This is a genomic window from Priestia sp. TRM10, assembly GCF_057808375.1.
Map to the genome: position 1 here is coordinate 322,400 of NZ_JBJZOT010000013.1, position 13,017 is coordinate 335,416.

Annotated in this window: 9 protein-coding genes and 1 pseudogene; 9 read left to right on the plus strand and 1 reads right to left on the minus strand. The window is 32.3% G+C overall.

Going from position 1 to position 13,017, the window contains the following annotated elements; all coding sequences use genetic code 11:
- The first annotated feature begins 16 nt into the window (after positions 1-16).
- The 7 genes and pseudogenes from ACK3CR_RS12925 (at position 17) to ACK3CR_RS12955 (ending at position 10,683) form a co-directional block, all read left to right on the plus strand.
- Positions 17-997 carry a glycoside hydrolase family 43 protein gene (locus tag ACK3CR_RS12925; RefSeq protein ID WP_328123591.1) on the plus strand — a complete coding sequence of 327 codons (981 nt, stop codon included), beginning with the start codon at positions 17-19 and terminating at the stop codon, positions 995-997.
- 115 nt (positions 998-1,112) lie between these two features.
- Positions 1,113-2,360, plus strand: a complete 1,248-nt coding sequence (locus ACK3CR_RS12930) for an MFS transporter (protein WP_243513489.1) — start codon at positions 1,113-1,115, stop codon at positions 2,358-2,360.
- A 161-nt stretch (positions 2,361-2,521) separates the two neighbouring features.
- On the plus strand, positions 2,522-3,493 hold the full coding sequence (abnA, locus tag ACK3CR_RS12935) for an arabinan endo-1,5-alpha-L-arabinosidase AbnA (RefSeq protein ID WP_488975529.1): 972 nt from the start codon (positions 2,522-2,524) through the stop codon (positions 3,491-3,493).
- A 397-nt stretch (positions 3,494-3,890) separates the two neighbouring features.
- Positions 3,891-5,387, plus strand: a pseudogene (locus ACK3CR_RS12940) (DNA topoisomerase); the annotation flags it as partial.
- A gap of 360 nt (positions 5,388-5,747) precedes the next feature.
- Positions 5,748-7,454, plus strand: coding sequence for a dsDNA nuclease domain-containing protein (locus ACK3CR_RS12945; RefSeq protein ID WP_488975530.1), 1,707 nt, complete (start codon positions 5,748-5,750; stop codon positions 7,452-7,454).
- Entirely contained in the window at positions 7,455-7,976 is a 522-nt protein-coding gene (locus tag ACK3CR_RS12950; RefSeq protein WP_488975531.1) for an ABC-three component system middle component 1, read from the plus strand. It begins immediately after the preceding gene.
- 1 nt (position 7,977) lies between these two features.
- Positions 7,978-10,683, plus strand: a complete 2,706-nt coding sequence (locus tag ACK3CR_RS12955; protein WP_488975532.1) for an AAA family ATPase — start codon at positions 7,978-7,980, stop codon at positions 10,681-10,683.
- Between the two features lie 75 nt (positions 10,684-10,758).
- Here ACK3CR_RS12955 and ACK3CR_RS12960 read toward each other — a convergent pair whose 3' ends face one another.
- A complete protein-coding gene (locus ACK3CR_RS12960) occupies positions 10,759-10,899 on the minus strand; it encodes a hypothetical protein (RefSeq protein WP_488975533.1) in 141 nt (46 codons plus the stop codon).
- Between the two features lie 289 nt (positions 10,900-11,188).
- On the opposite strand from ACK3CR_RS12960, the gene ACK3CR_RS12965 reads away from it, so the two are divergent.
- Together ACK3CR_RS12965 and ACK3CR_RS12970 are read left to right on the plus strand one after the other, a co-directional pair.
- Entirely contained in the window at positions 11,189-11,740 is a 552-nt protein-coding gene (locus tag ACK3CR_RS12965; protein WP_488975534.1) for an adenine nucleotide alpha hydrolase family protein, read from the plus strand.
- Between the two features lie 633 nt (positions 11,741-12,373).
- Positions 12,374-12,994, plus strand: a complete 621-nt coding sequence (locus ACK3CR_RS12970; protein WP_488975535.1) for a hypothetical protein — start codon at positions 12,374-12,376, stop codon at positions 12,992-12,994.
- The last annotated feature ends 23 nt before the right edge of the window (positions 12,995-13,017 follow it).

Sequence of the window (13,017 nt, forward strand, 5' to 3'; positions counted from 1 at the left end):
TAGAGGGGATGACATGATGAATACATGTAAAACTTATAAAAATCCAATTATAGAGCAACGAGCAGATCCATGGGTATATAAGCATTGGGATGGATATTATTATTTTACTGCATCAGTTCCTGAATATGATCGTCTTGAAATTAGACGTGCAAAGTCTATCGAGGAATTAGGGGAAGTTAAGGGAGTAACCGTGTGGAAGAAACACGAAGAGGGACCAATGAGCGCACTGATTTGGGCACCAGAACTTCATTATATTAAAGGGAAATGGTATATCTACTTCGCAGCAGCAAATACAGATCAACCTGTAAATGGCACCTTCAATCATCGGATGTTTGTCATTGAAAATGAAAATGTCAATCCAATGGAGGGAAATTGGACGGAAAAAGGGCAAGTTAAGACAGATTGGGAGTCATTTTCGCTAGATGCTACAACGTTTACTCATAGAGGAATTCTGTATTATGTATGGGCTCAAAGAGATGTTGATATTATAGGGAATTCTAATCTATACATTGCAGAAATGGAAAATCCATGGACAATTAAGGGTCCTCAAGTGATGCTTTCGAAACCTGAATTACCGTGGGAAACAGTAGGTTTTTGGGTAAATGAAGGGCCGGCTATCCTTAAACGTAATGGGAAAATTTTTATGACGTACTCAGGAAGTGCTACAGACCACAACTATTGTATGGGATTATTAACGGCTGATGAAGAGAGTAATTTGTTAGACCCTAAGTCATGGGTTAAGTCTCAAAATCCAGTATTTAAGAGCGCTCCAGAGAATAGACAATATGGGCCTGGTCATAATAGTTTTACAGTTTCTGAGGATAACAAAGAAGATGTTCTCATTTACCATGGCCGGAATTATACAGATATTAAAGGTGACCCACTATATGATCCTAACAGACATACACGTGCCCAAATTATTAAATGGACAGAAGAAGGGATTCCTGATTTTGGAGTACCTGTTCCAGACGCAGAAGAAACTAAATCTGAACGCTAAACAAGACAGTGAGTTTTCTATAAGTATTGTTGGAAAGGGTTAAAAGGTTTCTCATAGCTACGCACTCTTTTGAATAAGTGTATGTATTTCTATAGAATGTAGAGGAGATTTTATAATGAATATTCCTAATCGAGGCTTTTGGAACTTTGGGGGTTTATTCTTTTTCTATTTTATTATTTGGGCCATTGTCTTAGGATTCTTACCTTTATGGTTAGAAGATGTAGCAGGACTTAATACAAGTGAGACGGGTATTGTTTTCTCGTCTATGTCATTAATAGCCCTATGTTATCAACCGTTTTTTGGGATTATTTCTGATAAATTAGGTTTTAAAAAGAACCTATTTTGGGTTGTTGTTGTACTTCTGATGTTTATGGGTCCATTTTTTAATTTTTTGTACGTACCATTGCTGCAAACGAATATATTTGTGGGAGCTGTTATAGGAAGTGCCTACCTTAGTGCTGTCTTTTATGCAGGAGTAGGTGTTGTAGAATCCTATATAGAGAGAGTTAGCCGTAATAATGGATTTGAGTATGGACGTGTAAGATTATTTGGGTCCATTGCAGGAGCAACAGCTTCATTGATCGGCGGTATGATGTTTGTAAGAAATCCTAATTCTATCTTTTGGTTTGCGTCAGGAGCAGCAGTTTTTCTTGCCATACTCCTGTTCACTGCAAAAGTCAAAGGGAAAGATTTAATAAAACCAACAAATCCTAAAAGTAGTGAAATCAACAAGAGAGCTATCGTTTCTATCTTTAAATTAAAAAACTTTTGGTTTCTTTCGCTCCTTATTGTTGGGACTGCAGCTATATACGATGTATTTGATCAACAATTTCCTAATTACTATGTTCAATTTTTCTCCTCTAAAGAGATAGGTACAGATATTTTTAGTAAACTAGTATCCGTTCAGGTCGGACTTGAAGCTATTCTAATGATTTTTGCTCCTGTAATCGTTAATAAGATAGGCGCTAAGAAAGGATTGATTCTCTTTGGAATCTTAACTTTTGTTAGGATTTTTGGAAGCGCTGTAGCTTCAGAGCCTATATTGTTATCAGTATGTCGGCTAATTGCAGCTTTTGAAATGCCGCTATTGTTAGTTTCCATTTTTAAATATATTACAGGAGTATTTGATGTTCGTTTTTCAGCAACCATCTATTTGCTAGCTTTTAATTTTGCTAAACAAAGTGCTGTTGGTATTTTCTCTTCTATCGCTGGAAATATGTATTCGTCTATGGGATTCCAAAATACTTATTTTTTCTTAAGTGCTATTGTGTTAATAATTACGGTCATTTCTTATTTCACTTTAACGGATGATAAGAGAATACAAGTACAAGTTGGAGAGCCTCTTTATACGTCAACAAAATAGCGGTATAATTATGAACTCTTTTTCAAAGAGAGTAAGGTGGAAATGGCTGTTTTGGTGAAAAGGAATAGGGTTGTTGGCTGTGTAATGAGTGTGTAAGGAAATGTATGCGATTTCTTATACGGTATTTTAAATAGTGATAATCGAATTTAAGGGGTGCGCTCATGAGAAACTATTCAAAAGCGGGGAAGAAACTATTTATTTTGGCTCTATCGTTGTTACTAATTTTCTCAATATATAGGCCGGCGTCAGCTAGTAATTGGTCCCTTACAGGGGATACCCTTATTCATGACCCATCCATTATTAAAGAGGGAAATACGTGGTATACTTTCGGCACTGGTTTGGTAGGAGAGAACGGAATAAGAGTATTACGGTCTGATAATGGTACACATTGGTATAAGGCTCCTAGTATCTTCCCCATAGCCCCATCTTGGTGGAAGAACTACGTGCCAAATTATGAGAGTAATCAATGGGCCCCTGATATTAGTTACTATAATGGACGTTATTGGCTTTACTATTCCGTTTCTTCTTTTGGTTCTAACACTTCGTTAATCGGTTTACTTTCTACATCTAGTATTACATCTGGGCAATGGCGTGATGATGGATTAGTTATTCGTTCTACACCAGATAATAACTATAACGCTATAGATGGTGATTTGATAATTGATAAAGATGGGAATCCATGGCTATCATTTGGTTCTTTCTGGAGTGGAATTAAGTTAACTCGCCTTGATAAAACGACAATGAAACCTATAGGTTCTCTTTCTTCTATTGCTTCTAGACCCGAGAATAGTGGGGCTATAGAAGCGCCTAATATTGTTTATCGAAATGGCTACTATTATTTGTTTGTTTCTTTCGATAAATGTTGTCAAGGCGTAAATAGCACATATAAAATGGTTGTCGGAAGATCTAAAAATATTACAGGTCCATATTATGATAAAAATGGTGTTGATATGATGAATGGGGGGGGCACTATTTTTGATGCGGGAAATGAGCGATGGAAAGGGCCTGGACATTCAGATATTTTAAATAATAATCTTATTGTTTGGCATTCGTATGACTCTTTAGCAAATGGTTCACCTACAATGTTGATTAATGACCTTTATTGGGATTCAAAAGGATGGCCTACTTATTAAAAATCAATACAAAATGTAAAAGAAATAAGCATGTATGCGTTAGTTTTAAGAAAATAAGTTGCATAATTTAATTTAGATGTTATAAGGTCTTTGTCTTTATAGAACAAAGGCCTATTTTTATTGGTATTTAAGTTATAAATATAGATGTAATAGATCACTCACTTATGGAAACAAATATCTTCTAGTAAGGAAGAAACACAATGCTTCTTATAATGTTAATGTGATAAAATTAAATTCTTATGTGACTTACATCTTGATTTTAAAGGATAAATTATGGATTATAAATGATGCTAGAGTACAATACTTATTAGTTTCTAAGTTTACAACGCATCTCACTCATCATTTGCAATTAGCAAGTAATGAAATAGGAAAAATAAAATGTAAGGTGATTATTCAAATGAAATTAATATTAGCAGAGAAGCCGTCTGTCTCCAAAAACATTGCAGACGCACTTAAAATAAAAGGACGTGGGGACGGCTATTTTGAAGGAAATGGCTATATTGTCACATGGGCATTCGGTCATTTGCTTCAACTTTATGATGCAAAAGATTACGATGATAAAATGGCAACATGGAAGATGGATAACTTTCCGTTCATTCCAGACGTTTTTAAGTATAAAGTGAAAAGCAGTCCAAAGGACCGGGATAAGCCGGATAGTGGAGCAAATAAACAGCTGAAGATTATTAAAAGTTTAATGAGAAGACAAGACGTTGAAGCCATCATTTCAGCATGTGATTATGATCGTGAAGGCCAAGTCATTGGAGATAGTATCATTTATAACTTAAAGCCAACAAAGCCTGTTTATCGTCTTCTTTTAAATGAGTGGACACCTGCTGAAGTTCTAAATGGACTAGATAATGTAAAGCGAAATGAAGAGTTAAAGCCACTTCAAGACGCAGGGGTAAGCAGACAATGGGCAGACTGGGCAATCGGAATTAATTTAACGTCTGTTGCAACACTTAAATATCAAAAAGGAAAAGGAAAAGCGCTTAATATTGGACGCGTTCTTTTACCAACTTTGAAAATTATTTACGATAGAGATAAAGAAATTGAAAATTTTGTTCCTGAAAACTACTATAAACTTCAAGCAACGTTCGGAACTGAAAAAGGCGAGAAGTATGATGGAACCTATTTTGAAGGAAAAGAAGAGAAGTTTAAAAGCAAAGAAGCATTAGAAGAAATTGAGAGAAAGCTTGAGAATAAAAAGGGACTTGTTCATAAGAAAGATGTTCAAAAGAAAAAAGAGTATCCACCATTCTTATTCAATCTTTCTAATTTACAAGGTTATATCACAAGTAAATTCAAAGGGTGGACATCTGATAAAGTATTAAAAGTTGCGCAGTCTCTATACGAAAAAAAGTTTATTACGTATCCAAGGACGTCAAGTATTGCTCTTGAAGAAAGCCTTGTTGGGAAAACAGCAAAAGTGCTTGAAACACTAGCAGCAGATCTTCCGTATAAAGACGAAGTAAAGTTTGTAAAATCAAAACGCGTTTTCAATAATGCAAAAGTAGAAAGTCATAGCGCAATCATTCCGACATATGTAAAACCGAAAAAGTTAACAGGTGATGAAGAAAAAGTTTATGAGGCAGTGAAAAACAGATTTATTATGCAGTTTATGCCTCTTGCAGAGTATGAAGAAACAAGAATTGAAACAAAAGTGAAAGACGTGGATTTAAAAGGTCTTTTTGTTTCAAAAGGAAAAGTTCAGCTTGTTGAAGGGTGGAAGAAAGTTGAACGCATTCAGTCTAAAGACACGATGCTTCCTCTTGTTCAGAAAGGAGAAGCTGTTGAGTTAGTTGCACATGAAGTCACAACTCATACGACAAAGCCTCCAAAGCAGCATACAGAAAAAACGCTTTTACGTCTTATGGAAACAGCTGGTTATAGGTACTGTTTTTAATGGGCAAAATTGATTAAAGTAGTACTATAAGTACTTATAAATATTTTACCCATCTTTGCCTCTTTAATATATAGAGTTTTAATGAATTCCTAAAAATTAATTCATCATCTATATTTAAATTTCAGAATATTCAATCCACTAAAGGTGGATTCATATTGATGGATAAGTTAAGAATATTAATTTGTGAGTATTCCATTTAAAAATAAATAATTTTATAGTGTTTTATACTAGAATATCTTTATAATGGAAGAAGTAGGTATATAGATATATATATACTGAAAATTTACTAAGATATTAAAAATAGTTATTAGACACATTTTCTTATAAATACAGAAAAATAGGTGAAGATTTTTGGATAATAATAGTATATTAAATTGTTTTAGTTGTGAATATCCTAAGAGCGAAGAGAAGGAAGAGTTTCTAAAAGAAAATATAGTTGCTAGAAAAGATACGGAGATTATGGAGTATCTATTATCCTTGGAGCCAGAAGAAATAGGAGGGCTTACGGCAGTCTCGGGATTTTATTATCAGTTCCTTGTCACTATAGAATACTTCATTGAAATGTTAGATGGTAAATGGGATTTCGTGGCATTTGAACTACATGATGATATCGTAGTGGGAAATGAGAAGGAGAAATTAGTAAGATTTGTTCAAGTTAAAACAAGTAATAAAAATTCTCAGACACCTAGTAAGGTTTCTGATTTATACCAAGGTTCTAAGAAAGACGCGCCTAAAACTAAGGAAGATGAAAATTCTAAGAACAAAAAGCAAACAAAAAAAGTTAGAGTGAAAGATTCTTGGGTAGATAAGCTAATTTCAAAAGCTCAATTTTTTAGAACTGATGAGGAATATAAAACTCAATTCCAGTTATATACCAGTTACCATGTAGTTAAAACTGATAATTATAACTTTGATGCTTATACTGGTAATGAATTATATAACAAAAAGGTCAGTGTAAATGATTCGTTGCTAAGGGCCCTTAAGGGAAATACCCATTCCTCTGATTTAGAAGAAATTAAATACGAAGATTTGTGTGGAGAATCTTTATCAAATCTACTGTCTAGGTTTTACATTAGAACAGGGGATTATATGCAGGATGTTAATAAGTTTATAAATAACCTTAGAATAGAGTTAAGCAAAAGGGTATTTAAAGATTTTAAAACTGAAAATATTACCTTAGGTATTAACGATCTATATCGATTAATAGGAATGCTCTGTTCACGCTGTAATGTAAACGGGGATGTCCGATATCTGAAAGTTACAAAAGAAGAACTAGACGATATTTTATATGAGATTAGAGAAGAGTGTTTAAGGAATATTGAAGAATTTAGTGTGGAACATGATAATAGAAAAGTTCTATCAAATGTATTAGATGCATATTTAGATGAAATAAAGGGTTTTAATCTTTATCAAGAAATTGAGGATAAAGTTTATTCGTATAAAGAATATATGTTGAAGTGGTTGAATGAAAAAGGTAATATAAGGGAATTATTTAATAGATATGTGGATGGTACGATTAAAACGCAAGCTTACTTTAAAACTTCTTCTCGTATTAGAGAGGAAACGTTGCAGAAGCTTATAACAATGATAATCTTCTTGAATATTGTTCATGAGGAAACATTGGAGTTTTGCGAAAACGCCCATCTCATAACTAAAGAATCTAATAGATATAAAGGTAAAAAATTGTTGTCTATTTTTAATACAGAAAAACATCATAACTTAGTTCAGGCTGTACAAAAGATAAATCTAATTATGGAGAATGCTGATGAAAGGGAGCATCTTTTCTTCTTAGATAAACAGCTGAAGATAATATTGCAAAATTATACTGATCGGACCTTTAAGAAATCAGTTCATAGAGAATTGAAAACTGGAATACAAATTGATGATATAGAAGGGTTAGAGGATAATTCCTCTGATATAAACAAAGTTTCTTTGCCGTCAATAATAGTACCTGGCAAAGTAATTGAAAACGATTGGCAAGAGTATCTAACGGCAGAAGATTTTAAGCAATGCATTGAAGAATTAATTGGATTTTGGGAAGAATTGGGTGAGGTATAGATGAATATTTTTAATAAAACACATAATGAATTAGAAAGTTTAGGTTATGAAGTAATAGATCAAGTTAAGGATATAGATAAATTAGGATGTACCTTATATAAAAACAAACAATTTAATATATTAGTTAAGCATTATACGAAACCTGATGAAAAAATTATAAGAGAAGAATCCATAAACATCAGGCAATCCTTATTTTATTTAGATTACAATGTTTGGAATTCTTATCTTTTGGTTTGTATTTCAGAAAGCGTGTCTAAAGACTTCACGTATATGATTGAGAAAGATACAAAGGGATTAAGAAAATATATCATTAAGGACATTAGGGATTTTAATAGGATACCTATCTTTGATAAAGGGTTAGAAGGAAATGATTTTGATATTACTTCATCAGAAGTGGAAGATAACTCTGATGCTTTAAATATTAGAAAAATGATTGAGGATGATAATGGAGTAGAGCAAAGACTTTCTAATGAAAAGGTAAGAGAAATAGTGAATAAAGTAATGGACGGGATGATTGATTAAAATGAGAATAGAAAAGGTAACTATAAATAATTTTAGAAATTATTTAGGAACACATGAGTTTGATTTTTCCAGAGATATTACAATTTTTTATGGAGATAATGGTTTTGGAAAAAGCTCGTTTTTTGATGCACTTGAGTGGTGTATATCTGGTACAGTAAGTCGGTTCAGTGATGAAGGAGAAAGTGAACGCTTAAAGAAAGATATAGTGAATCGATATACGTTAACGAATAATGAGAGAGAAACTATAGAATGTAGTGTCTGTATAGAGTTTAATGGTACTAAATTAATTAGGAAGTTCAGTGTTAATGACGGAGCATACGGAAATGTATTAGTCAGAATAACCGATAAAGAGAATAACACACTTAAGAATTATCAGGGGAAAAGTATTAGTGGTAAGGACAGGGTGGAAGAATATTTAAGTGGAACTTTCAGTAAAAAACAAGGCTCTTCTAAAAATATATTTGGGAAATTGATGAAGCAAACTTATATTCTTTCTCAAGATCAGGTGACAGATTTTATTACTAGTCAAGATCCTGGAGAAACTTTTCGTTCTATAGCAAGTATAATGGGGTTTAAACCCTTGTTGAATTTGTCTGATAACATGAAGAAAGTTCATGTAAGTCTAAAGTCTAGTCATAGAAGCCTGGAAGAAGAACTGGAGAAGAAGCGCAGCTCTATTAAGAGTAAAGAAGAAACTAAGCAAGAAGTAGACATGTATAAATTAAATAATAAGTTAGACTTATTGAAGCTTAATCCTAGTGAAAATATTCTAGAGAGTGGACATAAGCTTGATGAGCTAAGGGATAGAGCTGCAGTTAATAAAAAAGAGTATAAAGATTTATTAGAACTGATTGAAAGTTTAGAGAGTGATTTTAATAATATTGGCGAAGTAGAACACAGTATCAATTTCGTAGAGAAAAAACGAGAGAACTTAAATCTTAAAATAAACTCTTATATATCTTTAAAAGATAGAATAGATAACCTAGTCAAGCAATTGAATCAGGAAAAACTTGATTATATAAACAATAAGAAGAAATCTATAGAAATTCAAGAGATGAACCAGGAATTAGAAACCTACAAACTCCCTTCTACAGATATTCTTTTTTTTAAAACTGACATTGAAAAAAGAGAGGAATTAAACTTAAGGTACAGATACGTATTGTTAAATTCTGAAGCTTATCGTAAGCATAGAACTTCAATTATTTCTCTTCCTAAGAGAAGAAAAGGGCAAGAAAATAAACTGAATTATTTTTCTAGAATGCGTAGTAATCGAATTAGACTGTTGAAGAGAATAAACGATAGGTTAGTTGAATCCGAAAATGGGGCCGTTATCAATCTTGTGAACAATATTAAGGAGATACATAAGTACTTACAACATACTAATCATAATGAGACATGTCCAGTATGTTCATCAGTTAAATCAGAAGGTTTACTACCAATAGTTGAAGGGAATTTGGAAGAGTACAGAAAAAATATAACTCACACTTCCCGTTATGTTGAAAAATTGTTACTAATTAAAAATAAGGTTTCTAGTAGTTTGAAAAATATAGAAGGCAAGATTAGAGAAATTAATGATGAGTTGAATAACATCGATAATTTATTAGAAGTATCTCAATCGAATCTAAAAAGATTAGAGGAAGATAGTCTGTTTGATGCTGAGCTAATGAAAGAAGATACTCATTTGATAGATGAACGGATTTCTCTGAATACGGTGGAGATAGGTAAATTAAATCGCATAATTAAATTATTATTTAAGTTAGAAAAGCTTACTAATGGAAAGGAAGTATTTAAAAAGCAAGGTTCAATCCTCTCTGAACAAGATATTACTAAGCGTCTTAGAAATCTTACAAGAGCTGAGCAACGTATTCACAATCGTATCCTAAACTTAAAAAGTGAAGTTAATGAGAGTCCTGTGAATCAATCACAAAGTAATAAACGAAATTTTCTCAAGAAAATAAAGAATTTAAAATTGGATAATCATTATGCCCTTGATCAGATAAAAGGGATAATAAATCAAAAATTAAAAGGGATAGAAGATACCTTAAAGAATATCTCAGAGATACAAAGTATATATAGCGTAATTAAGCAAAATAGTTATATTGAAGAACAGATAATAAATATTAGAGGAGAAGAAAAAAGTTTAGATCTCAAAGCAAAGAATCTATTAAAGATTATAGAAAATTTATCAAAATATATAGATACTATGTTTGGTGACTTTGGAACAAATGCAAAGGATTACCTTAATAGTTATAGTTCGCCTATACAGAAATACTTTAGGTATTTGAACCCTCTTCCTACTAGGAGTACAGTGAAATTTGAGGGAGAAAATAGTGATCTGTTTGTTAAAGTGATCTTTGATGAAAACGAAAATGAAAGTGATATTACTAGTCCTAAAAATATACTGAGTTCCGGGCAATTAAATGTACTTGCTATTTCAATTTTCTTAGCTATGAATGACTCACAAAAAATACACGAGTTAGATTTTATGGCAATAGATGACCCTATACAGAATATGGATGATGTAAACCAATTTTCGATATGTGATGTATTAGGGTCTATTAAGAAACAATTGATTTTCTCTACTCATGATTTTGAATTTCTAAAATTATTTATTAAAAAAAATGAATATAAGAAACACAATATACAAGTGTATAACTTTAAAAGTCCTTTTCTTTTACCTGAAAAGGTGGAGCATATTGTATTTTAAATATAGAGTAAAGAGAGTAAAGATTTCGAAATTTATTCAAATAAGCAAGCTTATAATTTTTAAATATAAGCTTGCTTATTTTTGGTCTATAAGTTCCTCTATATCTCCAATTATGTATCTTGGTTTTATCTCCAGAAGCTTTGATATTGTAAAAAGTGTGTTTATAAGCAGGTCTTTGTTTTCCTCATACTTTTTGCCTGTAGGTTTAAATTTCAATTCGGAAACATCCTCTCAAAAATAATTGTAAGGACTTAATTAAATGGTGTCCATGAAACTATACTAACTCCAGAAATTATTAAAAATTAACCCAAAGTTGTTTAATTGAAATATTCCTGCTAATTCAATTTTATCTAAGTTTTCTCTACATTACCTTCATCAGAAAGTAATATATCAAGATAAAATTATCAATTTTTACATAAAAAGAATAAAATAGGATATTAATCAGGAATAAATTAATTTCCTTCCTAATAAATTTTGTAAAAGAACAGCTAAAAGGAGGTTAACCATGGGGGAAAGAAGAAATGAACAGTCACAAGAGAGTGTAAAACAGGATTATAGTAGATATTTAACTCTTTATTCCGGTGGCGCTGACTCAACATATTTTATAGCACAGGAACCTACAGCACGGCATCTAATACATTATGAGGGACTTAATAGGGATAGGACTCAGACAGCTGTTACAACTGCAAATTGGCTCGATAGATTTATTAGAATTGAGCGTCCTGACTTACAAACAATTCCTGTTAGAGATGGGGAAACCAATCAAATACACGCGCTGTATGATACAGAAATGGCACTAAATGCCAGTATTATTGCTGCAAGTCATGGTATGAAAGGTATTGTTATGTGCTTCAATAGTGATGATATATGTTTTGATCATAAAGCTGTAGAACAAATAATGAGGAGATGTATACCTGATTTTAGAATATTAATGCCACTCAGAAATATACGCGCAAAAAGCATTAGGGATAGCCTTAGAATGACGAATCTCCGGTATGTGAGTTGCATGAACTCAGTTCATTGTGGTTATTGCCCAAAATGTATTAAAGGATACTAATCTTTATTCTAAGTTTTATTTTCCATCTACTATAAATGGATTCCTAAAATGTGAAAGTTTATACTAGGAAACAGCAATAATGCTACTTTATTTAATTTGTCTTTGCTTCGTTTCTTCTCTAGAGATTATCGCATCACTTGTTTTCTTTACTAAGTATCACTTATTCCATACAAGGCATGGCATAGTCTATTTTAACCACTCTTTGTAATTCGTACTAGTGTTGCTTTAAATTTACCAGATTTAATACTTCTGGTTTACATGCTGGTGCTTAATAATTTCCAGACCTTTTCTTGAAAGTAGAGTGCTAAGTATTTGTCTAATATTCTCTTCAATTTTCTCATAGATTATTTGTCTTCTATTTTGGTTTTAAGTACAATGTGTTACTTACAATTCTATGTGGTGTGTTCTAAACTGTTATTGTCTTTTGACATAAAAACTCCTCCATATGCTAATATTCGCAAATACTTTAGCACCCCGGAAGAGCTTTTTATACCATGCTAAAAGCTTTTTAGGACCCTAGGCCTAGCCTAGGGTTTTCTTTTTCATGAAAATAGGCTTCTCCACCGGGAACCCAAAGAAGTTCAAGACATAATTATAAAATATAATTTGAGCTCATATTTCAGGAGGTAAATAATGAACACACCTTTTTATAACCCATCTTCTTACTATCAATCTAATTATCATGTAAGACAAAATCCAACGGATACTTTTACAATTGGTATTGACCCAAATAAGTTAGGGAGAATCGGTGAACTTTCTAATCAAATTGTTTCTCAATTATTTCACCAGTATCAAACATCAAATCTATCCCCTTTTGATTTTGCCCAAACAAGTTTACTACCACAGCTAACCCAATATGGTTCAATTAATATTAATGAACAGGCTGCTCTAAACCATGTAATTGACATTATTAAAACGGAAAGACCGGATGCTGCAACTCAAATATCTAATATATCAAAAACGCTGATTTCACAAAGTGCCTCCCCTACAGCCATTTCTTTAACTAGTATTGCAAGTAATGTATTGGAAAAAGCAAGTTTAAGAATACATCCAAGTGTTTTAGGTGAGATAGCATATGCGTTTTTAGGATTCTTAATTGGGCAAATCGCAGGTATTCAATTAATCAATATTTTATTTCCAGGATTACCAATACCAATCTTATTAGAATTTGGACGAATAATGGGAGGGTTTACAGGGACTACAGCTTCACACTTCTGTTACCTTGCCTTAGGGGGAAATGCCTTGTACCATTAAGGTTTTAATAGTAACTTTATCTA